This is a genomic window from Streptomyces sp. NPDC050528 (genome assembly GCF_044457795.1).
GTDB lineage: Bacteria > Actinomycetota > Actinomycetes > Streptomycetales > Streptomycetaceae > Streptomyces.
The window spans coordinates 142,096-162,420 of the sequence record NZ_JBITHH010000002.1 but is presented as its reverse complement, the minus strand read 5'-3'; the positions used below and the strand labels follow the sequence as shown (position 1 = coordinate 162,420).

At 69.8% G+C, this 20,325-nt stretch carries 19 protein-coding genes; 11 read left to right on the top strand and 8 right to left on the bottom strand.

Annotation, left to right across the window (positions count from 1 at the left end; translation table 11 throughout):
* Nucleotides 1-4 precede the first annotated feature (4 nt).
* Nucleotides 5-247, bottom strand: a complete 243-nt coding sequence (locus tag ACIBK4_RS08085) for a hypothetical protein (protein WP_398993267.1) — start codon at nt 245-247, stop codon at nt 5-7.
* Between the two features lie 178 nt (nt 248-425).
* Between ACIBK4_RS08085 and ACIBK4_RS08080 the strand changes: the two genes are divergently transcribed.
* The 5 genes from ACIBK4_RS08080 to ACIBK4_RS08060 all read left to right on the top strand — a co-directional run bounded on the left by ACIBK4_RS08080 (nt 426) and on the right by ACIBK4_RS08060 (nt 3,542).
* Complete coding sequence (locus ACIBK4_RS08080; RefSeq protein WP_398993265.1) at nt 426-572, top strand: hypothetical protein; 147 nt, start codon at nt 426-428, stop codon at nt 570-572.
* The gene (locus tag ACIBK4_RS08075) at nt 569-1,315 is read left to right on the top strand and encodes a hypothetical protein (RefSeq protein ID WP_398993263.1); all 747 of its coding nucleotides are present in this window, start codon (nt 569-571) and stop codon (nt 1,313-1,315) included. The genes ACIBK4_RS08080 and ACIBK4_RS08075 overlap by 4 nt, the downstream gene beginning before the upstream one ends.
* 84 nt (nt 1,316-1,399) lie before the next feature.
* Nucleotides 1,400-2,104 (top strand): antibiotic biosynthesis monooxygenase, encoded by a 705-nt coding sequence (locus ACIBK4_RS08070; RefSeq protein WP_398994372.1) that lies wholly within the window; start codon nt 1,400-1,402, stop codon nt 2,102-2,104.
* Nucleotides 2,105-2,173: 69 nt separating this feature from the next.
* The gene (locus tag ACIBK4_RS08065) at nt 2,174-2,791 is read left to right on the top strand and encodes an ArsR/SmtB family transcription factor (protein WP_398993261.1); all 618 of its coding nucleotides are present in this window, start codon (nt 2,174-2,176) and stop codon (nt 2,789-2,791) included.
* A 25-nt stretch (nt 2,792-2,816) separates the two neighbouring features.
* The gene (locus ACIBK4_RS08060; RefSeq protein ID WP_398993259.1) at nt 2,817-3,542 is read left to right on the top strand and encodes an SRPBCC domain-containing protein; all 726 of its coding nucleotides are present in this window, start codon (nt 2,817-2,819) and stop codon (nt 3,540-3,542) included.
* Nucleotides 3,543-3,605: 63 nt separating this feature from the next.
* Here the strand turns inward: ACIBK4_RS08060 and ACIBK4_RS08055 are convergent, their stop codons facing one another.
* Nucleotides 3,606-5,429 carry an endonuclease/exonuclease/phosphatase family protein gene (locus tag ACIBK4_RS08055; RefSeq protein WP_398994370.1) on the bottom strand — a complete coding sequence of 608 codons (1,824 nt, stop codon included), beginning with the start codon at nt 5,427-5,429 and terminating at the stop codon, nt 3,606-3,608.
* A gap of 312 nt (nt 5,430-5,741) precedes the next feature.
* On the opposite strand from ACIBK4_RS08055, the gene ACIBK4_RS08050 reads away from it, so the two are divergent.
* From ACIBK4_RS08050 to ACIBK4_RS08030, 5 genes are all read left to right on the top strand, one after another.
* A complete protein-coding gene (locus ACIBK4_RS08050; protein ID WP_398993257.1) occupies nt 5,742-7,178 on the top strand; it encodes a hypothetical protein in 1,437 nt (478 codons plus the stop codon).
* Nucleotides 7,179-7,373: 195 nt separating this feature from the next.
* Nucleotides 7,374-8,828: an alkaline phosphatase PhoX gene (locus ACIBK4_RS08045; protein ID WP_398993255.1), complete on the top strand. Its 1,455-nt coding sequence runs from the start codon at nt 7,374-7,376 to the stop codon at nt 8,826-8,828.
* Between the two features lie 354 nt (nt 8,829-9,182).
* The gene (locus ACIBK4_RS08040) at nt 9,183-10,766 is read left to right on the top strand and encodes a TROVE domain-containing protein (protein ID WP_398993253.1); all 1,584 of its coding nucleotides are present in this window, start codon (nt 9,183-9,185) and stop codon (nt 10,764-10,766) included.
* A 104-nt stretch (nt 10,767-10,870) separates the two neighbouring features.
* Nucleotides 10,871-11,518, top strand: coding sequence for a GntR family transcriptional regulator (locus tag ACIBK4_RS08035; RefSeq protein WP_398993251.1), 648 nt, complete (start codon nt 10,871-10,873; stop codon nt 11,516-11,518).
* A gap of 13 nt (nt 11,519-11,531) precedes the next feature.
* The gene (locus tag ACIBK4_RS08030; RefSeq protein WP_398993249.1) at nt 11,532-12,548 is read left to right on the top strand and encodes a 1-aminocyclopropane-1-carboxylate deaminase; all 1,017 of its coding nucleotides are present in this window, start codon (nt 11,532-11,534) and stop codon (nt 12,546-12,548) included.
* Here the strand turns inward: ACIBK4_RS08030 and ACIBK4_RS08025 are convergent.
* Nucleotides 12,545-14,005 carry an MFS transporter gene (locus tag ACIBK4_RS08025; RefSeq protein WP_398993247.1) on the bottom strand — a complete coding sequence of 487 codons (1,461 nt, stop codon included), beginning with the start codon at nt 14,003-14,005 and terminating at the stop codon, nt 12,545-12,547. The two genes, ACIBK4_RS08030 and ACIBK4_RS08025, sit on opposite strands and share 4 nt — an antisense overlap.
* 137 nt (nt 14,006-14,142) lie before the next feature.
* Between ACIBK4_RS08025 and ACIBK4_RS08020 the strand changes: the two genes are divergently transcribed.
* Nucleotides 14,143-14,727 carry a TetR/AcrR family transcriptional regulator gene (locus tag ACIBK4_RS08020; protein WP_398993245.1) on the top strand — a complete coding sequence of 195 codons (585 nt, stop codon included), beginning with the start codon at nt 14,143-14,145 and terminating at the stop codon, nt 14,725-14,727.
* 57 nt (nt 14,728-14,784) lie between these two features.
* Here ACIBK4_RS08020 and ACIBK4_RS08015 read toward each other — a convergent pair whose 3' ends face one another.
* The 5 genes from ACIBK4_RS08015 to ACIBK4_RS07995 all read right to left on the bottom strand — a co-directional run bounded on the left by ACIBK4_RS08015 (nt 14,785) and on the right by ACIBK4_RS07995 (nt 20,193).
* The gene (locus ACIBK4_RS08015) at nt 14,785-15,972 is read right to left on the bottom strand and encodes a TerD family protein (protein WP_398993243.1); all 1,188 of its coding nucleotides are present in this window, start codon (nt 15,970-15,972) and stop codon (nt 14,785-14,787) included.
* Between the two features lie 84 nt (nt 15,973-16,056).
* Nucleotides 16,057-17,046: a zinc-dependent alcohol dehydrogenase family protein gene (locus tag ACIBK4_RS08010; RefSeq protein WP_033283162.1), complete on the bottom strand. Its 990-nt coding sequence runs from the start codon at nt 17,044-17,046 to the stop codon at nt 16,057-16,059.
* The gene (locus ACIBK4_RS08005; RefSeq protein WP_398993241.1) at nt 17,043-17,891 is read right to left on the bottom strand and encodes a carbohydrate ABC transporter permease; all 849 of its coding nucleotides are present in this window, start codon (nt 17,889-17,891) and stop codon (nt 17,043-17,045) included. Before ACIBK4_RS08005 ends, ACIBK4_RS08010 begins: the two co-directional genes overlap by 4 nt.
* On the bottom strand, nt 17,888-18,826 hold the full coding sequence (locus ACIBK4_RS08000) for a sugar ABC transporter permease (protein ID WP_366432130.1): 939 nt from the start codon (nt 18,824-18,826) through the stop codon (nt 17,888-17,890). The genes ACIBK4_RS08005 and ACIBK4_RS08000 overlap by 4 nt, the downstream gene beginning before the upstream one ends.
* A complete protein-coding gene (locus ACIBK4_RS07995) occupies nt 18,823-20,193 on the bottom strand; it encodes a sugar ABC transporter substrate-binding protein (protein WP_033283165.1) in 1,371 nt (456 codons plus the stop codon). Before ACIBK4_RS07995 ends, ACIBK4_RS08000 begins: the two co-directional genes overlap by 4 nt.
* Between the last annotated feature and the right edge of the window lie 132 nt (nt 20,194-20,325).

The following is a 20,325-nucleotide window of genomic DNA, read 5'->3' as shown; positions in this document are numbered from 1 at the left end:
GGCCCTAACCCAGGGAACAACTCGCTTTCTGGGCCGCTGAGGACCCGCACCCGTCGGACGGAACGGCGAGGACGAGGCGGTAGATCCCGAACGCCAGTGCCCCCAGGATCGCCACGGACACCACGACGTGTGCCGCGCGTGTCCAGCGTGCGTTCCAGTAGGTCCGGGCCAGGACCAGGAGCAGCGCCGCGAGCAGCCAGGCGAACAGACCCACCACCGAGATGATGACGACCCCGAACGTGTGCACAGGAGCACGATGCCCGTGGGCGACCACGACCATGCGTTCCGACGACCCCGCCCGCCGAACTCCCCACCGGCTCCCCGATCCCCAAGGCCCTATGTCCAATTGGCCCCCTCATGGGTCACCATGGCCAGGAAGGTCACCGACGTGGGAAGTTGATCCACCCCTGGTCACGGGAGGCGTCATGAAGCTCGGCAAGGCACTGGCCACCGGAGTCGCCGAAGAGCGGCCGCAGATCCACGACGAAGCGCTCGAACTCCCCGCGGGGATCGAGGAGTTCGAGGAGACCCCGGCACTGACGGCGCCCGAAGAGGCCCCGGCCGCCCGATGAGACTGCGGCTTCCCGAGGAACGCCCGACGGAGCCGCCGACCGGATTCAAGATCGCCCACCCGGTGCTGTCCCAGGACGGCACCCGGGCCGGGTTCACCGGTGTGTCGCTGGGCGGCGCGCTGCCGTACGGAGTCCTGGCCGACGCGTCCTGCGTCTACGGCCGGCGCCACCGTTCGCCCGCGCGCCTGTGCGACTGCGGCTTCCACTGTGTGCACGAACGGGCGGCGGCGGAAGCCCTGTTGTGCACCGCCGAGCACCGCGCGGCGGTCCTCCTCGACATCACCGTCCTCGGCGCCTACATCCGCTTCGAACGCGGCTTCCGCTACGCCCGCCAACGCGTCCGCACCGCCACCGTCGGCCCCTGCGCCTGCGGCGCCCGCGCCGTCGCGCTCGCCGACGCCGGCTGGGGCAGGCCCGGTTGGCGCGCCCTGGCCGCCGCCTGTCCGGGCTGCGTCCGCAGTCGTACGTCCGTCTCGCTCGCCGAGTTCGCCCGGCTGGCCGGGGACGGGCTACGGGTGGTGGCGGGGAGCGGCGACCCAGGAGATCCAGGAAAACCCGGAGATCCAGGAAAACCGGCAGACCCGGCAGACCCGGCGGCGACCGTCGACCCCGGTCTGCCCGAAGGGCTCGGCGTGCCCGAACTCGTCGCGGAGGCAGCCCTGTTGCAGGCCCGCCTCGACTGGTTCCAGAGCCGGTTGGCGCGTCTGGAGGGAGGAGGGGCACAGCAGCAAGGCGGGGCTTGACCTCAACTTTGGTCGAGGTTGAAGGCTGGTCGGTACACACACCCGTACCGATCAGCGGAGGCCCGCATGACCCATATGGCCCGCATGACCCGTCGCACCGACTCCCATCCCCACCTCGCCGACCCTCGCGTCGGCGCCCCCCTCTTCAGCACCTGGCGTGTAGGAACCCCCCTGCGCCAACGCCAGTCCGTCGAGGCGATCGCCGCCGCCTGGGAACGCCGCCCCTGGCCCGCCGACGACCTCCTCGGCTACCACGTCTACACCGGCCACGACGCCTCCACCCTGCTGCACTACTCGCAGTGGACGACCGACCACGCCCACGAGGCCTTCGCGAAGACCCGGCGCCAGGAACGCGTCGACGAGATCGACACCGCCGTACCGCGCATCGAGCGACTGGGCCTCGGCCGTTACCGCCACTACCGCAGCGGCGGACCGGCCGACCGGGGCGGCCGTACCCCCGGCTGCGTCGTGATCGTCGACGTGGAGTTCGAGGCCCCCGACCCGGATCGCCAACGCGCCTGGGTGAACGCCGTGTTCGAGGCCCTGGAGAACGAACCCGCCCCGCACCCCGGCGGCATCTCCGCCCACTTCCACCTCTCCACCGACGGCACCCGCGTCCTCAACTACGCCGAGTGGGACAGCGCCCAGTCCCACCTGGACGCCCTCGCGTCCCCCGGCGACGGCATCGGCTCCGCCATCGCACTCTGGGAACGCGTCCAGACCTGGCCGGGCCTGAAGAGCACCACGGTCAGCCGCTACGACCACGCCCTCGGCCTCGTCCCCAGCTGATCTGACGTGGCCCCCACCGACAATCCAGCTCCCCTGGACAAAAAAAGTGTTCGGTGAGACGGTGGACGCATGCTGGACGTCACCGTGATCGAGGACCCCGAGGCCGCCGCCGTCTCGCTGGACCCCATAAGGGCCCGGCTGCTCGCCGAGCTGGCGGCCGGACCCGCGTCGGCCACCATGCTGGCCGGCAAGGTCGGACTGCCCCGGCAGAAGGTGAACTACCACCTCAAGGCGCTGGAGCGGCACGGCCTGGTCGAGCTGGCCGACGAGCGGCGCAAGGGCAATGTCACCGAGCGGCTGATGCGGGCGACCGCCGCGTCGTACGTCATCTCGCCGCTCGCGCTCGCCGCCGTGCAGCCGGACCCGGACCGGTTCCGCGACCAGCTCTCCGCGCGCTGGCTGCTGGCGCTCGGCGCCCGCCTCGTGCGGGACGTCGGTTCGCTGATCACCGGGGCCACCAAGGCCCACAAGCGGCTGGCGACCTACGCGCTGGACGGCGAGGTGCGCTTCGCGTCCGCCGCCGACCGGGCCGCGTTCATCCAGGAGCTGACCGCCGGGGTGAGCGCCCTCATCCGCAAGTACGACGCGGGGGAGACCGAAGAAGGCCGCGACCACCGGATCGTCATCGCCGTCCACCCCACCCTCAAGACACCGCCCACCCCGGAACTGGATCAGAAGAGCCAGTAGAACCCGTAGTACTCAGGAGCCAGTCATGTCCAAGGAATTCGAGATCGTCTACGAGTTTGAGGTCGACGCCACTCCGGAGGAGGTGTGGGCGGCCATCACCGACGGCACCGGCGGCTGGCTGTGGCCGATGGAGTACGACGGCGAGAACCGCGTCGGGCCCTTCGGATCCACCCTCACGAACTTCGACCCGCCGCACCGGCTCACCGCCCGCACCGAGGACGTCGGTTTCCCGATCCAGAGCCTCAACCAGATCGACGAGACCATCGAACCCCGCGACGGCGGCCGGCGCGCCTGGGTGCGGTACGTGCACAGCGGGATCTTCACCGACGACTGGGACAACCAGTACGACGGCGCGAGCAAGCACAACGCGTTCTACCTGCACACCCTGCGGGAGTACGTCACCCACTTCGCGGGCCGGCCCGTCGCCTTCGCCACCCTCAATGGTCCCGACGCCTCAATTTCCCCCGACGCGCTGGAAGTTACGGCCCGGGCGCTCGGCCTCGGGGACGACACCGCCGAGGGGGCTCGGGTGCAGGCCCGCGGGCCCGAGGGTCAACTCCTGGACGCCGTACTGGACTTCCGCAGTCCGTACTTCATCGGGCTGCGCACCGACGGCGCGTTGATCCGCTTCTTCGGGCGCAACCAGTGGGGTGCCCCGGTCGGCGTCAGCGTCCACGACTTCGCGCCGGACGCCGACGCCAAGGCGAACGAACTCGCCTGGCAGAACTGGCTGGACGGGGTCTTCGCCTGACCTGGTGCAAGTCGGCGAGACCCCGTCCCCCCCCCGTGAGCCCCCCGTGGCTCCCCGCGGGTGCTACGGCTGGAAGCGCAGCACCTGCGGGTCGTGGTCGCTGATCTGGTCGTTGAACTCCGAGTTGATGTGGACGCTGTCGTACTCGAAGCAGTCCTTGCGGATCGACGGGCTGATCAGGATCTGGTCCAGGACCTGCTCGTTGCCCTGGTAGTCGTACGTGTAACGCTCGTTCTTCGGCAGGGACTTGATCGCCGAGTACAGCTCGCCGTCGCCTTCGAGGATCTTCGCGGTGTCGGAGAACTCGAAGTCGTTCATGTCGCCGAGCGTGATCACGTCCGCGTTCTTCTGCGCGGCCAGGATCTCGTTGACGAAGGCGTTGACCGCCGTCGCCTGTGCGTGGCGCTGGGTCTCCGAGCTGCGGGTGACCGGCTGGTACTGCGCGGTCAGGGGCTGGTCGCCGCCCTTGGAGATCAGGTGGTTGGCGATCACGAAGACCGTCTTGCCCTTGAAGACGAACTCGCCCGCGAGCGGCTTGCGGCTCGCACTCCAGGCCGCGTTGGCCGGGTCGATCCGGCCCGGGGACGCGGTGAGTTGGGCCTTGCCGTGCACCTTGGTGACACCGACGGCGGTCGTCGAGTCGCCGCCCGCGCGGTCGGTGAAGGAGACCCGCTCCGGGTTGAACAGGAACACCTGGCGGATGTTGCCGCCGGGCTCGCCGCCGTCCTGGTCGTTGACCGGGTTGATCGAGCGCCAGTCGTACTTCGGGCCGCCCGCCGCGACGATCGCGTCGATCAGCTTGTTGACCGTGACGCTCGCGTCGACCGTGCCGTCGTCCGTCGCGCCGTTGTTGTCCTGGATCTCCTCCAGGGACACGATGTCGGGGGACTGGAGGTTGTTCACGATCGCGGCGGCGTGCGCGGCGAAGGTGCCGTCCGAGGGGTCGAGGTTCTCGACGTTGTACGTCGCCACCGCGAGCTGGCTCTTCGACTGCTTCTTCGTCGTCTCGCGCTTGAGGCCGCCGCTCTTCACGGCGCCGATCTCGTTCGCGACGAGGGTGTAGCCGCCGTACTGGTTGAAGTCCAGCGGGCCGTCCGTGGTGCCCGTCAGCTTGTCGCCGACGTTGACGACCGGGAAGTCCGCCGTCGCGCCCAGGGACTGGATCTGGAGGCGCCCGCCGTTCTGCGAGTCGTAGGAGCCGTAGACCGTGCCGCCGCGCTTGGTGGCGTTCTCGTGCGGCTTCACCGTGACCCACAGCTCCGCGTACGGGTCGGTCGCGGTGACCACGCGGGCGTCGGAGACCTGGACGTTCATGCCCTCAAGGGACTCGTAGTAGTCCAGGGCGTACTTCTTGGGCTCCAGGGTGAGCGCGTTGATCGAACCGCTCGCGGCGGTGTCGCCGGCCGGCGAGTACTTGCTCGGCACGGACCGGTCGTTGATCACCGTGGCCGCCGGTACGGCGTTGCCGCTGGAGACGACGGTGACCGTCGGCTTGGTGATCTCGGTCAGCGACTGGTTGCCCGTGGAGGCACCGCCCGGGACGTACTCGGAGACCGTGCCGGAGACGGTGACCGAGTCGCCGACGGCGACCTTCGGCGTGGAGCTGGTGAAGACGAAGACGCCCTCGCTCGTGGCCGGGTTGTCGTCCGGGGTGGCGTCCTGGAACCAGAACCCCTTGGACGAGCCGTACGTACGGACGCCCGTGACGATGCCCGGTACGTCCGCGACCTTCTGGCCGGCGTACGGGGACACCCGGGTCGTGCCCTGGATGTCATGGATGCGTACGCCGTCGGCGTGCGCGGGCGAGGTGAGAACGATCGTGGACGCCACGGAACAGACGGCGGCGACGGTCAGCGCGGCAAGGCGCGCGGAGGACTTGCTCGGCAACGGGATCCCTCCGGGGACATGCATGAGTGCCGGGACGAGGGTGGGTGGAGCTGTGCAGCGGCGGTGGGAGCCGCGACCGGTGGGGCGGTAGCGACGCGCGTAGAAGATACCCGGATCAGGTGTCCATGACATTTCTACGCGCGTCAATCTCATTGCGGGGCCGCCCAGTTGTCAAGGTTTCAGCCATGTACTCCTCGTGGCCGGAACATGAACCGGGCGGCATGGGTCGAAATCCGTCTAGGCTGAGCGGCTGAGTCGTGTGTCGTGTACGGCCGTCGTACGGCCTTCGAGGCGCCCTAGGAGAACCCACCGATGTCAGACAGCTCCCCCTTGCCGCCGGTGCGGCTGCACTCCGAAGCGGAGCTGGCGCGCGACGCGCTGTCCACCCCCCTGCTCGCCCGGGCCGCCCGGCTCGCCCGCTGGGCCGGCCCCGACACCCGGATCGACGCCGGTGGCAGCCTCGTCGACGAGCAGCTGCCCGCCGCCGCCGAGCTCCTCGGACTCACCGGCGACGACGCCGCGGCCGACGCCAGCGAGGCCTGGCGGGTCGCCGTGGACACCGGGCTCGTCGAGGTCGTCGACGAGGAAGAGGGCACCGTGACGGCCGGCGAGGAGCTGGCGCTGCTCACCTCCGGCTCGCCCGGCGACGTGCTCGCGGTCTGGCTCGGCGCCCTCGACACCCTCCTCGCGGACGCGAGCGTGCCCGATCTGGACGGTCTTGTCGACGCCATGGACGACGGCGGCGAGGTCGATTTCTCGTCACTCGACTGGGACCCCGAGGCGGAGGCCGAGTTCCTCGACGGCGTCCTCGGGAATCTGTATTTGCTGACCGTCAACGAGGACGGCCCCGGCGACGGCCCCGTCCCGCTGCCCGCGCTCGCCGCCTCGATGATCGTCCCCAGCGACATGGGCGAGCCCACCAACGACGTCCTGGAGCAGGTCTCCGACGCGATGATGCGCCTCGACGACCAGTTCCGGCTCCTCGAACCGGTCGGCATCGTCGAGTACCAGCCCGTCGACGAGGCCCTCATGGCCGACCCCGACGAGCCGGCGGACGGACCCGCCGCGTCCGTCGACGAGACCGACGTCACCCGCTACGGCATGGTCCGCCTCACCCCCCTCGGCCTCTACGGCCTCCGCGCCCGCCTCCTGGAGGCCGGCTTCGCCGCCCCCGCCGTAGGAGATCTCGCGGACAAGGGCGCGGACGCGCTGCTCGACGGGACGTCCGGGTTCCCGCAGCGGGCGGCACAGGCCGAGATCGAGCAGTGGCTGGCCGGGCGTGAACCCCTCGACGCGGCACGGGAGTTGCTCGCCGCCGCCCGCGGCGGGGACGCCGGTGCGCCGCTGCGCCGGCTGCTCTGCCAGCAGGCGCTCTCCCTCGTCGGTGGCGAGGCCGAACCCGCGGTGCGCGCGGTGCTCGACGACCCCGAACTGGGCGGCCTCGCCCGGGTCTGGCTGAGCGAACGCGGCGCGAGCGACGTCCCCGCGCCCTCCGAGGACCTGGTGTTCTGGCTGACCGTCGACACGGTCGCCGCGCAGCTCGCCGCCGAGGGCAACTCCGAGGAGCTCCAGGCCCTGGTCGAGGGCCTGGCCCAGCAGCACAACGGATTCTTCGCGGCGGCCTGGCGCGTCGACCACCCGGCGACCGCGGACGTCCTGGAGGCGATGGGCCGCCTGCACCCGGACAAGCGGATCGCGAAGGAAGCGCGGAAGGCGGCTTTCAAGGCCCGTTCCCAGCAAGGGAATTGACCGGATCCACCCGGCGGGACTTTTGAGTTCCATGGGTGAGCGCATACGGCTTCGTGGGCGATCTCTTACGGATTCATGGAAGAGGGCCCGCCGAAGTCGACCGGTGTTCAACTCGTGTTCAGACATGGGCGGAAGCGTGGCGCCGACCGAGGTCCGCCACCCTCCACGGCACACCCACCGTCACAGGAGACACGCATGTCGCTCACCCGCAGGGATTTCACCGCCAAGTCCGCGATGACCGGTGCCGGGGTCGCGCTGGCGGGCAGCGTCGGCGCCCTCGCCACCGCGCCCAACGCCCTCGCCGCCACCGACTCCGACACCGAGTCGGCGGCCGACTACGGCCACGGACACGGCCACACCGGCGTCGGCTACGGCCCGCTGATCGCCGACCCGGACGGCCTCCTCGCCCTGCCCGCCGGCTTCAAATACCGCGTCATCACCTACAGCGGCCAAACCAAGCTGGAATCGGGCGAGTTCACCCCCTCGAACCACGACGGCACGTCCACCTTCGACGGCCCGCGCGGCGCCACCCTCCTCGTCAACAACCACGAGCTGGCCGGCCCCCGCGCCCAGTGGCCCCACCCGGTCCCGCTCACCGAGGGCCTGGTCTACGACCCCGCCGCGGCCGGTGGCTGCACGGTCGTCGAGGTCCGCCGCGACCACGTCGCCGAGTGGGTCGGCATCGCCGGCACCGCCACCAACTGCGCGGGCGGCAACACCCCTTGGGACACATGGCTCACCTGCGAGGAGACCGAGGACAAGGCCGGCACCAACGGCTTCACCAAGGACCACGGCTACGTCTTCGAGGTAGACCCGGTCGACCGCCGCGCCAACCGAAACCCCAAGCCGATCAAGGCACTTGGCCGCTACGCCCACGAGGCGGTGGTCGTCGACCCCAAGCGCGGCCACCTCTACCTCACCGAGGACGCGTCAAACCCGAACGGCCTCCTCTACCGCTGGACCCCGCCCGAGCACTTCCACCACGGCCGCGGCAAGCTCCGCACCCTCGCCGACGACGCGGGCGTCCTCCAGGCCTTCAAGTGCTTCGACTCCGGCGGCAAGTTCATCGACGACCTCTCCCGCGCCACGAAGATCGGCACGGTGTACGGCGTCGACTGGGTCGACGTCCCCGACCGCGACGCCAGGACGACCTCCGTCCGCAAGCAGTTCGCCGCCGGAGAGGTCACCCGCGCCCGCAAGCTGGAGGGCATGTGGTGGGGTGACGGCGGCACGTACATCGTCTCCTCGTTCGCCCGTACGGAGAGCCCGGTCCAGCACGACGGCGCCGTCTGGTTCTACGACCCCAAGCGCCGCACCCTCACCCTCAAGGTCCTGATCGGCGTCAACCCGGACCCGTCCGTGGACGGCGCGTTCGACGGCCCCGACAACATCACCGTCTCTCCCTACGGCGGCCTCGTCATCGCCGAGGACGGCGAGGGCGTCCAGCACCTGTTCGGCGCGACCGACAGCGGCCGCACGTACCCGATCGCCCGCAACGAACTCAACATCGGCACCGAAGAGAAGCCGGAGTTCAGCGAGTTCACAGGCGTGACCTTCTCGCCCGACGGCAAGACCCTGTACGCGAACATCCAGACGCCGGGGATCATGCTCGCGATCACCGGGCCCTGGAAGCGGCAGAAGCGCGGCTGAACTCCCGTACGGAATTAATTGGTTGGCCCCTCAAGAGCTGTGCCTCCTACTCTGAGATCACAACAGCACGCACCTCCCGGTGCGAAGGCCGCGGCTACTTCTCTCTCAAAGAATCCCACGCCGCAGCCGTTCTTGATCTCGGGAGGCGCAGCTCATGGTGGGTGCCCGGTGCGCAGGCAACGGTTACTTCATTGGATCGGGCGGTTGCGGGTTCGAGTCCCGTCATCGACTTCGGGTCGGTGTAGCTCAATTGGGTAGAGCACCTGGAAAAGTCCGTCGCCGCCTCTGAACTCGGGCACCCACCTTTCGCTGCGCGCTCCCTCCGAAACACCAAGGAATTCGGGGGAATTCACCATGGCGCGGTTCAACACCAAGGCGGCGAAGACCCAGCCCACTTCGCGGGTCACCTCCACGGGCCGAGTGCTCCGTACCTACCAGGGCGGCCGAGGCAGTGAGCGCGACGCGCGCTCCGAGCTCTTTCTGCTCGCCGTCGCCAACTTCGTTTCCCAGCAGACCTTTTACGAGTCCGGCGCCGACCGCGACGACCGCTTCGCGACCCTCGTGCGCGAACTCGCCGTCACCGACCCGGCCTGGACGGCCGGCCTCCTCGGCTGGCTGCGCGGCGAGGGCAACCTCCGTACAGCCGCCGTCGTGGGCGCCGCCGAGTACGTGAAGGCCCGCCTCGACGCCGGCGCCACCGACGGCCCCTCGAACCGACAGGTCGTCGACTCCGTGCTCCGCCGCCCGGACGAGCCCGGCGAGCTCCTCGCGTACTGGACCGCGAGCTACGGCCGCGCGATCCCGAAGCCCGTCAAGCGCGGTGTCGCCGACGCCGTACGCCGTCTCTACGGCGGCAAGTCGCTGCTGAAGTACGACACCGCGTCCAAGGGATACCGCTTCGGCGACATCCTGAACCTCGTGCACGCGGCGCCGGACCCGGACAAGGCGTGGCAGGGCGAGCTGTTCCAGTACGCGCTGGACCGGCGGCACCACCCGGACACCGCCGTACCGCCCGCGTCGAACCAAGTCCTCACCGCACACCGCGCGTTGATGGCACTGCCGGTCGAGCAGCGGCGCGCGGTCGTCACGGCGGCCGACGGTGCCGAGCGGCTCGCGGCGGCCGGGATGACGTGGGAGGCGCTGGCCGGGTGGCTCCAGGGCCCGATGGACAAGGCGGCCTGGGAGGCGGTCATCCCGTCCATGGGTTCGATGGCGCTGGTCCGGAATCTCCGTAACTTCGACGAGGCCGGGGTCTCCGACGAGGTCGCGGCCAGGGTAGCGGCGAAGATCAGCGACCCGGCGGAGGTCGCGCGCTCGCGGCAGTTCCCCTTCCGCTACCTCGCCGCGTACCAGCACGCGCCCTCGCTGCGCTGGTCGTACCCGCTGGAGCAGGCGCTCGGCCACTCGCTGGCCAACGTGCCCGCGCTGCCGGGCCGCACGCTGGTGCTCGTGGACCGCTCGGGCTCGATGTTCTTCTCGCGGCTGTCCGACCGTTCGGAGCTCAACCGGGCCGACGCGGCGGCGATCTTCGGCACGGCGCTCGCGCTGCGGGCGGCGGACGCGGACCTCGTCGAGTTCGGTACGACGAGCAAGCGGCTGGACTTCGGCGCGGGCGAGTCGGTGCTCAAGGTCCTGGAGCGCTTCGGCGACCTGGGCGGCACCGACACCACCTCGGCGGTCCGCTCGCACTACCGGGGCCAGGACCGGGTGTTGATCGTCACCGACGAGCAGTACGCGTACAGCCGGCACGGTGATCCGACCGAGCAGGTCCCGGCCGGCATCCCGGTCTACACCTGGAACCTCGCCGGGTACCGAGCGGGCCACGGCCCGTCCGGCCAGGCCAACCGGCACACTTTCGGCGGCCTCTCGGACGCGGCCTTCCGGATGGTGCCGCTGCTGGAGTCGGCCCGGGACGCGGACTGGCCCTGGGCGGCCTGAGAGGCAAGGCGTGGCCCGCACCTTCACGGGGGGTGCGGGCCACACCCATGTCCACGCGGGCACACCCTTGTCCGAACCGAGATTGACATCTAACATTTCAGTTCATGAACGTCCTACGGCCCGTCCCGCGCACCCTCCTCCGCGACCGCGCCTACGAAGCGATCCGCGACGCCATCGTGGCCGGTGACATCGAGCCCGGCGCGGTGGTGCGGGACGCCGATCTCGCCGAGCGGCTCGGGCTGTCGCGGGCGCCGGTGCGCGAGGCGTTCTCGCGGCTGGTGGAGGAGGGGCTGCTGGAGAGCAAGCCGCAGAGCTACACCCGGGTGACGCCGGTCGTGGCCGCCGAGGTGCGGGACGCCGCCGCCGTCGTCGGGGCCATGCACGAGTTGGTGACCCGGGTCGCCGTACCCCTCTTGCGCGACACGGACGTTGACGTCATGCGCGCGGCCAACGACCGGTTCGCCGCCGCCGTGCACGCCGGTGACGTGGACGCGGCCCTGCGCGCCGACGACGAACTCCACGACGTCCTGGTGCGGGCGAGCGGCAATCGCGCCGCCGCCGCCACCGTCGCCCGCTACACCCCGCTCATCCGCCGACTGGAGCGACGACGCTTCGGCGAGGGCGGCTCCTGCCGCTCGGCCGGACTGCACGAGCGGCTGATCGAGGCCTGCGCGGACGGTGACACGGACGGTGCGGTCCGCGTCACGGCCGACATCTGGCACACCCTCGCGGACCTGACCGACGCCGACTGACCCTGGAGGTCTCATGTCCCTGTCCTCGTACGACCGTTACCCCCTCCTCTTCGGCCCCTCGCCCGTCCACCCGCTGGAGCGCCTCACCGCGCACCTCGGCGGCGCCACGATGTGGGCCAAGCGCGAGGACTGCAACTCCGGTGTGGCGTACGGCGGGAACAAGACCCGCAAGCTGGAGTACCTCGTCGCCGACGCCCTCGCGAAGGGCTGCGACACCCTTGTCTCGATCGGCGGCGTGCAGTCCAACCACACCCGCCAGGTCGCCGCCTGCGCCGCCCGCGCCGGGCTCAAGTGCGTGCTGATCCAGGAGAGTTGGGTCGAGTGGCCCGACTCCGTCTACGACAAGGTCGGCAACATCCTGATCAGCCGCCTCGCCGGAGCGGACGTACGCCTGGTGAAGGCCGGGTTCGGCATCGGCTTCAAGGAGAGCTGGGAGCAGGCGCTGCGCGAGGTCGAGGAGAGCGGCGGCAAGCCGTACGCCATCCCGGCCGGCGCCTCCGACCACCCGCTCGGCGGCCTCGGCTTCGCCAACTGGGCCCACGAAGTCGCCCAGCAGGAAGCGGAGTTGGGCGTCTTCTTCGACACCGTGGTGGTGTGCTCGGTGACCGGCTCCACCCAGGCCGGCATGGTCGCCGGGTTCCGCGCGATCGAGGAGGCGGGCGGCCGCGAGCGCCGGGTGCTCGGCATCGACGCGTCGGCGAAGCCCGCCGAGACCCGCGAGCAGGTGGCCCGCATCGCCCAGGGCACCGCCCAACTGATCGGCGTCAAGCGTGAGTTGACCCTCGACGACGTCGAACTCGACGACCGCTACCACGCCGGCATCTACGGCATCCCGGACGAGACCACCCTGGAGGCGATGCGCCTCGCCGCCCGCACCGAGGGGATGGTCACCGACCCCGTGTACGAGGGCAAGTCGATGGCCGGGATGATCGACCTGGTCGCCCGGGGTGAGATCGCCGCCGACTCCACCGTGCTCTACGCCCACCTCGGCGGACAGCCCGCGCTGAACGCGTACAGCGCGCTGTTCTAGGCCGACTCCCGGGCGCCCTCGGCCCGTTCGGGTTTCCTGCCGGTGATCACGAACGCCGACACCAGCAGTGCGGTCAGGGCGATCAGGGCTCCGACGCCGAACGCGCGGGCCGAGCCGTGGACGAGGATCTCGGACGGTGACCCGGTCGCGTGCCGGGTCGCCGTGCCGAACACCGTGACCAGGATGGACAGTCCGAGGGTGCCGCCGAGCCACTGGAGGGTCTGGAGCAGACCCGACGCGGCGCCCGCTTCACGGGGTTCGATGCCCGCGAGGATCGTCGCGTTGAGCGGCATGAAGCTGAGTCCGACGCCCACGCCCATCAGGACGAGCGGGCCGAGCAGACCAGTCAAGTAGCCGTCGTGGGGGCCGAGTTGCGAGAGCCAGCCCGCCGACGCGGCGAGCAGGGCCATGCCGGTGAGCAGCACCGGCTTGGCGCCGAAGCGTGCCAGCAGGCGCGGTACGAAGCGGACCACCGTGAAGATCGCCAGGGTGATCGGCAGAAAGGCGAAGCCCGTGCGCAACGGGCTGTAGTCCAGGACCCGTTGGCTGATCAGGGTGAGGAAGTAGAACGCGCCGAACATGCCCGCCGGCAGCAGCAGAACGCCCGCGTAGCCTCCCGCGCGGTTGCGGTCCGCGAACAGGCGCAGCGGCATGATGGGTTGGGCGGCGCGGGACTCGACCAGGGTGAAGCCCGCCAGCAGGGCCGCCGCGAAACTGAACCCCAACTGTGCCTGCGTATCGCCCCATCCGTCCGACGAGACCCGGATGAACGCGTACACCAGCGAGGTCATGCCGGCGGTGCCGGTGAGTGCGCCCGCCGCGTCGAACTTGCCCGCGTGGCGCGGGGTCTCGCCGACGAAACGGGGGAGGGCCAGAGCGACCGCGATGCCGATCGGCACGTTGATCAGCAGGGCCCAGCGCCAGGACGCCCAGGAGGTCAGCATGCCCCCGACGACCAGTCCTATCGACCCTCCGATGCCGGCCATGGAGGTGTAGATGCCGAGCGCGTGGTGGCGGCGCGGCCCCTCGGGGAAGTTGGTGGTGAGCAGGGCGAGGGTGTTGGGCGCGATCAGCGCGGCGCCCATGCCCTGTAGCGCGCGGGCCGCGAGCAGCCAGGTGCTGTCGGTGGCCAGTCCGCCGAGGAGCGAGGACGAGGCGAAGAGCAGGACGCCGATCGTGAGCGTGCGGCGGCGGCCGACGATGTCTCCGATCCGGCTGCCCAGGAGGAGCAGTCCGCCGAAGGCGAGTGTGTAGGCGTTGAGGACCCACGACAGGCCGGTGGGGCTGAAGTCGAGGTTCTTCTGGATGGCGGGCAGGGCGACGTTGACGACGGTGGAGTCGACGCCGACCATCAGATAGGCGGTGACGATGACGAAGAGGACGGTGCCGAGCCTGGCGGGCCCGGGAGGTGCGGAGAGAGGATCGGCGGTGGTGGACGGTGCGGACGGGGTGGACATGGAGTTCTCCCGGTCTGGCGTCCCCGGTTGAAAGGCGTGCGGGCAGCACGGACTGCCCGCGGAAATAAGCGGGGACTGTCTCCGTTTAATACTCGGTAAGATACGGAGACGGTCCCCGGTTCGCAAGGAGTATCTGGATGGCGCAGGTCAGACCCATGCGCGCGGACGCCCGGCGCAACTACGAGCGGCTGCTGAAGGTCGCGGCGGAGTCCTTCGCCGAGCACGGGGAGAACGCGTCGCTCGACGACATCGCGAAGCGCGCGGGGGTCGGGTCGGGGACGCTGTACCGGCATTTCCCGACCCGGCAGGCGCTGCTTGAGGCGGCCTACGTCGACCGGATCGAGGCGCTCGGGACCCGCGCCGACGAGCTCGCGAAGGAACTGCCCCCGGGCGAGGCACTGGCCGAGTGGCTGTACGAGGTGTGCGTCGGCACGATTCAAGTGCGCGGTATGAAGGCCCTGTTGGGCTCGGCCGTCGCGGATGGCAGCAATCTCGCGCTCACGGCCTGCGGCACGCATATGAAGGGCGCGGCGCAACGCTTGGTGGAGGCGGCGCAGCGGGAAGGCACCCTGCGTCAGGACATCGAGCCGATCGAGGTGCTACGGCTGGCCCACGGGGTGTCGACGGCCTCGGAACTGGCGAACGGACAGGGCAAGTACATCCGCCGCTATCTGTCCCTGCTGACGGACGGGCTACGGCCGGCAGCCGCCCAGGGGGAGTGAAGCGAGCGCCGGGCGCCCCTTGTTCAGGGGCGCCCGCAGCGGTCGTAGAAGAAGTGCTTACAGTGCCTGGGCGGCCGGCTTCACCATGCCCCGCACCGTGCGGGACTTCACGAAGTCGCCCATCGCGGTCATGTCCCACTCGCCGGAGAACTGCTTGACCAGCTTGGCCATCATCACGCCGGTCTGGGACTCGGCGTTGGTGAGGTCGAAGCGGACCAGTTCCTCGCCGGTCGCGGCATCCAGGAGGCGGCAGTAGGCCTTGGCGACCTCGGTGAACTTCTGGCCGGAGAAGGAGTTGACCGTGAAGACCAGGCCGGTGACCTCCTGGGGGATGCGGCCGAGGTCGACGACGATCACCTCGTCGTCACCGCCGCCCTCGCCCGTGAGGTTGTCCCCGGAGTGCTTGATCGCGCCGTTCAGGATCGAGAGCTTGCCGAAGTAGCAGCTGTCGATGTGGTTGCGCTGCGGGCCGTAGGCGATGACCGAGGCATCCAGGTCGATGTCCTTGCCCCGGTACGCGGGCTCCCAGCCGAGGCCCATCTTGACCTGGGAGAGGAGCGGGCGGCCGCCCTTGACCAGGGAGACGGTCTGGTTCTTCTGGAGGCTGACGCGGCCCTTGTCGAGGTTGATCTTTCCGGCGCCGAGCGGGGGTGCGGCGGGCGGGGCCGGGGGAGCGGCGGGCGCCGGGGGTGCCACCGGGGTCTGCACCGTGGGAGCGGGCGGGGCGACCGGTGCCGCGGGTGCCGCCGCCGGTTCCTCCACCGAGACGCCGAAGTCCGTGGCGATGCCCGCCAGGCCGTTCGCGTAGCCCTGGCCGACCGCGCGGGCCTTCCAGACGCCGTTGCGGAGGTAGATCTCGACGACCACGAGTGCCGTCTCGGTGCCGAGCTGCGGGGGCGTGAAGGTGGCCAGAACCGAGCCGTCCTCCGCGTTGCGGATCGTCGCCGTCGGCTCGATGCCCTGGAAGGTCTGCCCGGCGGCGTCGGGGCTCGCCGTGACGACGATCTTCTCGATCCCGGGCGGCACCGCGGCCGTGTCGACGGTGATCGCGTCCGGGGACGTACCGCCGCCGGAGCGGTACGTCACACCCGGGCCGTTCGGCTGGTTGTAGAAGATGAAGTCGTCGTCCGAGCGGACCTTGCCGTCGCCGGTGAGCAGCAGGCTCGACACGTCGAGCCGCACGGGGGCGGCGACATCCACGGCCACCCGGGAGACCGGAAGAGGGATGTTCGAGCCTGGGGTCATAGCTGTCATGGCCCGTGAACGAACGGCACCGCTTTACCGTTCCCTTACCGTTGAACCGCCCCCGTTCGGCTCAGGGGACCAGGCTCAGGGAATCACGACGATCTTCCGCCCCACCCCCGCCGCGAACTGCTCCAGCGCCTGCGGATACCGCTCCAGCTCGATCCGGTCGCTGATGAAGATCTCCGGGTCGAGGACCCCGTTCGCGAACAGCTCCGCCGCCCGCTCGAAGCTGTGCAGCACCGCCATGGAGCCGGTGATGGTGATCTCCTGGTTGTAGATGCGGTACGGGTCGATCGACACCCGGGTCGCGTAGTCGGCCACCCCGAACTGCAGGAACGTGCCCGCCTTCGCCACCCGGCCCAGGCCGTCCTGGATCGCCGCCGCGTTGCCGGTCGCGTCGACCACGAGGTCCCAGCCCTGCGGCTTGTCCAGCTCGTCCGCGTTCGCCGCCGAGCCGGAGACTCCGAGCGTGCGGGCGGTCTCCAGGCGGGCGGGGTTCAGGTCCACGATGTCGACACTCGCCGCGCCGGTGCGCTTGGCCAGCTCCAGCATCATCAGTCCCATGGTCCCGGAGCCGTAGATCAACACATGCGCGCCGAGGCGGGACTTGAGGACGTCGTAGCCGCGCACCGCGCACGACAGCGGTTCCACGAGGGCCGCGTCCTGGGTGCGGACGTGCTCGGGGAGCTTGACGCAGTTCGCCACCGGGGCCACCGCGTATTGGGCCGCGCCGCCCGCCGTGGTGACGCCGATCGCGGCCCAGCGTTCGCAGAGGTTGTTGTGTCCGTTGCGGCACTGCCGGCACTCATAGCAGTACAGGGACGGGTCCACGGCCACCTGGTCGCCGACCGAGACCTCGGTGACCTGGGTGCCGACCGCGACGATCTCGCCGGCGAACTCGTGGCCCGGCACGATCGGCAGCTTGGGCGCGAACTCGCCCTGGAGGATGTGCAGATCGGTGCCGCACAGTCCGCAGGCGGCGACCTCGACGACGACCTCGCGGGGACCCGGCGTCGGGTCCGGGACCTCGGTGACGACGGCGCGGCCCACGGACTCGATGACGGCGGCCTTCATTTCACGGCTCCCAAGGAGAGGCCCTGGACCAGCTTGTCCTGGGCGGCGAACCCCGCGGCGAGCACCGGCAGGGAGATGACGAGCGACGCGGCGCACACCTTCGCCAGGAACAGGCCCTGGCTGGTGATGAAGCCGGTCAGGAACACGGGGGCGGTCTCCGCGACCACACCCGTGAGGACCCGGGCGAACAGCAGCTCGTTCCAGCTGAAGATGAAGCAGATCAGAGCTGTCGCGGCAATACCCGGGAGGGAGATCGGAGCGACCACGCGCGCGAGGATGGTCGGCAGCCGGGCGCCGTCGATCTGCGCCGCCTCGATGACGGCGACCGGGACCTCGGCGAGGAAGGACTGCATCATCCACACCGCGATCGGCAGGTTCATCGAGGTGTAGAGGATGACCAGGAGCCAGATGTTGTCCAGCATCCCGGCGTTCTTCGCGAACAGGTAGATCGGCAGCAGGCCCGCCACCACCGGGAGCATCTTCGTGGACAGGAAGAAGAACAGGACGTTGGTCCACTTCTTCACCGGGCGGATCGACAGCGCGTAGGCCGCCGGGAACGCCAACAGCAGCACGAAGAGCGTCGAAGCGAGCGACGCCACAAGGGAGTTGACCAGCGCCGGCCAGGGGCTCGCGCCGCCCCCGGTGCCGAAGAAGTCCCGGTAGCCGTCCAGGGTGAGGGCGGCCCCGAAGGACGGCGGGTTGGTCGCCGCGTCCGACTCCGAGTGGAAGGACGTCAGCGCCATCCAGGCGATGGGCAGGAAGAACACGATGCCGAGCACCCAGGCCACCAGGCCGAGGCCGGCGCCTTTGCGGCGGGCACGCGCGCGTACGGCGACACTGCTCATGCGCGGGACGCCTCCTCACGGAACAGGGACGACACGACCCGCAGGGCGAAGGTCGCGATGATGATCGAGCCGATGACGACCAGGACACCGGCCGCCGAGGCGAGGCCGTTCTCGTGCGCCTGGTAGAAGCTCTGGTAGACGGTGTAGGGCAGGTTGGCGGTGCCCAGGCCGCCGGACGTGATGGTGAAGACCGCGTCGAAGTTCTGGACGATGTAGATCGAGCCCAGCAGGGCGCCGAGTTCGAGATAGCGGCGCAGGTGCGGCAGCGTCAGATAGCGGAAGACCTGCCAGTCGCTGGCGCCGTCCACCTTCGCGGCCTCGATCTGCTGGTGGTCGCGGCTCTGCAGCCCGGCCAGCAGGATCAGCATCATGAACGGCGTCCACTGCCACACGAGCGACGCCTCTACGGCGAGCAGCGGGGTGTTGGAGATCCAGTCCGGCTGCGGGCCGCCCACGTAGTGCAACAGCCCGTTGAGCAGGCCGTATTCAGGGTTGTAGAGCACGTGCTTCCAGAGCAGGGCCGCGGCCACCGGCACCACCAGGAACGGGGCGATCAGCAGGGTGCGGACGAAGCCCCGGCCACGGAACTTCCGGTCCAGGAGCAGCGCGAGCAGCAGGCCGAAGACCAGGCTGGCCAGCACCACCGCAACGGTGAGCAGGATCGTCGTCCACACCGAGTGGCGCAGGTCGGCGTCCGTCAGGACCTGGTGGTAGTTGTCGAGACCGGTGAAGTGCCGGGCCTTCGGGTAGAGCGCGTTCCAGTCGAAGAAGGAGATCACCAGCGTGGCCACGAACGGGAGTTGGGTCACGACGATCATGAAGACCAGGGCGGGGAGCAGCGGGGCACGGGTGGCCCAGGCGCGCAGTCGGTCCGAGGGCTGCCGCGCGGTACGGGTCGGGCTGGTGGCCAGAGGGGCCGTTGTCGTGGCGGTCATCGTCCCTCGTACTCCTTGGAGATCTGCTCGGCGAGTTTCTGGGACTTCTTCAGGGCCGAGTCGACGGACTGCCGTCCGGCGATGGCCGAACTGATCTCCTGGGAGACCTTCGTGCCGAGGTCGGTGAACTCGGGGATGTCGACGAACTGGATGCCGGGCGCGGGCCGCGGCTGCACACCGGGGTCGTTCGGCTTGGCGCCCTCGATGGCCGCCTTCGTCATCTCCTGGAAGGCGGCGGCCTCCTTGACGTAGTCCGGGTTCGTGTATGTCGAGGCGCGCTTCCCGGCCGGCACGTTCGACCAGCCGTCCGTGTCGCCGACCAGCTGCTCGTACTGCTTGCTCGACGCCCAGGACACGAACTTCCAGGCCTTGTCGGAGTTGTGGGACGCCTTCTGGATGCCCCAGGCCCACGTGTAGAGCCAGCCGGAGGAGTCGGTCTTCTCGACCGGCGCGGGGACGTACCCGATCTTGCCCTTCACCGGGGAGCCCTTGGCCTCCAGCGAGCCCGCCGCCGACGTGGCGTCGTACCACATGGCGACCTTGCTCTGCGTGATGTTGTTCAGGCACTCGGCGAAGCCGGACTGGGCCGCGCCGGACTCGCCGTGCTTGCGGACCAGGTCGACATAGAACTTCGTCGCCTGCTCGAACGCGGGGGAGTCGAGCTGCGCCTTCCAGTCCTTGGTGAACCAGGTCCCGCCGAAGGTGTTCACGACGGTGGTCAGCGGCGCCATCAACTCGCCCCAACCGGGCAGCCCGCGCAGGCAGATGCCCTTCATGCCCGGCTTCGCGCCGTCGACCTTGGCGGCTATGTCGGCCACCTGGGTCCAGGTCGGGTGCGCGGGCATCGTGATGTTCTTCTCGGCGAGCACGTCCTTGCGGTACATCAGGAAGGACGACTCGCCGTAGAACGGCTGCCCGTAGAGCTTGCCGTCGTCGGCCGTCAGCGACTCCCGCATCGGCTTGAGGATGTCCTGCTCGTCGTAGGCCGGGTCCTTCGCGACGTACGAGTCCATCTCGTGCAGCCAGCCGTTGCGGGCGTAGATCGGGATCTCGTAGTTCGAGAGGGTCGCCACGTCGTACTGGCCGGCCTGGTTGGCGAAGTCCTGGCTGATCTTGTCGCGGACGTCGTTCTCGGGCAGCACCGTGAAGTTGACCTTGATGCCGGTCTCCTTCGTGAAGTGCGGGGCCAGCTTCTGGAGTTCGGTCATCTGGGGGTTGTTGACCATGAGGACGTTGATCGAGTTGCCGCCTGATCCGGCGCCGCCCGCTCCGACCCAGCAGCCGGAGAGCAGCGGGGCGAGCAGCGTCCCTACGGCGGCCAGGGCGAGCGTGGCTCGCGGCGGCCGTCGTCGGCTCTGGGTTCGCATGGATCGCTCCTGCAAGTAAGGGGAGTTGGACTCTGGACTTACGGATGGACATTTGGGGTGAAAAAGGCGTCGCCGGGCATGGCTGCGCCCTACGTAGTGACTCAGTTGGAATTTCAAACGGCGTTCTAGACG

Bases quoted from the DNA above. Each gene is read 5' to 3' on its own strand.
- ACIBK4_RS08080 (WP_398993265.1), top strand. From the start codon at position 426: ATGAAGCTCGGCAAGGCACTGGCCACCGGAGTCGCCGAAGAGCGGCCG.
- ACIBK4_RS08075 (WP_398993263.1), top strand. From the start codon at position 569: ATGAGACTGCGGCTTCCCGAGGAACGCCCGACGGAGCCGCCGACCGGA.
- ACIBK4_RS08070 (WP_398994372.1), top strand. From the start codon at position 1,400: ATGACCCGTCGCACCGACTCCCATCCCCACCTCGCCGACCCTCGCGTC.
- ACIBK4_RS08065 (WP_398993261.1), top strand. From the start codon at position 2,174: ATGCTGGACGTCACCGTGATCGAGGACCCCGAGGCCGCCGCCGTCTCG.
- ACIBK4_RS08060 (WP_398993259.1), top strand. From the start codon at position 2,817: ATGTCCAAGGAATTCGAGATCGTCTACGAGTTTGAGGTCGACGCCACT.
- ACIBK4_RS08050 (WP_398993257.1), top strand. From the start codon at position 5,742: ATGTCAGACAGCTCCCCCTTGCCGCCGGTGCGGCTGCACTCCGAAGCG.
- ACIBK4_RS08045 (WP_398993255.1), top strand. From the start codon at position 7,374: ATGTCGCTCACCCGCAGGGATTTCACCGCCAAGTCCGCGATGACCGGT.
- ACIBK4_RS08040 (WP_398993253.1), top strand. From the start codon at position 9,183: ATGGCGCGGTTCAACACCAAGGCGGCGAAGACCCAGCCCACTTCGCGG.
- ACIBK4_RS08035 (WP_398993251.1), top strand. From the start codon at position 10,871: ATGAACGTCCTACGGCCCGTCCCGCGCACCCTCCTCCGCGACCGCGCC.
- ACIBK4_RS08030 (WP_398993249.1), top strand. From the start codon at position 11,532: ATGTCCCTGTCCTCGTACGACCGTTACCCCCTCCTCTTCGGCCCCTCG.
- ACIBK4_RS08025 (WP_398993247.1), bottom strand. From the start codon at position 14,005: ATGTCCACCCCGTCCGCACCGTCCACCACCGCCGATCCTCTCTCCGCA.
- ACIBK4_RS08020 (WP_398993245.1), top strand. From the start codon at position 14,143: ATGGCGCAGGTCAGACCCATGCGCGCGGACGCCCGGCGCAACTACGAG.
- ACIBK4_RS08015 (WP_398993243.1), bottom strand. From the start codon at position 15,972: ATGACCCCAGGCTCGAACATCCCTCTTCCGGTCTCCCGGGTGGCCGTG.
- ACIBK4_RS08010 (WP_033283162.1), bottom strand. From the start codon at position 17,046: ATGAAGGCCGCCGTCATCGAGTCCGTGGGCCGCGCCGTCGTCACCGAG.
- ACIBK4_RS08005 (WP_398993241.1), bottom strand. From the start codon at position 17,891: ATGAGCAGTGTCGCCGTACGCGCGCGTGCCCGCCGCAAAGGCGCCGGC.
- ACIBK4_RS08000 (WP_366432130.1), bottom strand. From the start codon at position 18,826: ATGACCGCCACGACAACGGCCCCTCTGGCCACCAGCCCGACCCGTACC.
- ACIBK4_RS07995 (WP_033283165.1), bottom strand. From the start codon at position 20,193: ATGCGAACCCAGAGCCGACGACGGCCGCCGCGAGCCACGCTCGCCCTG.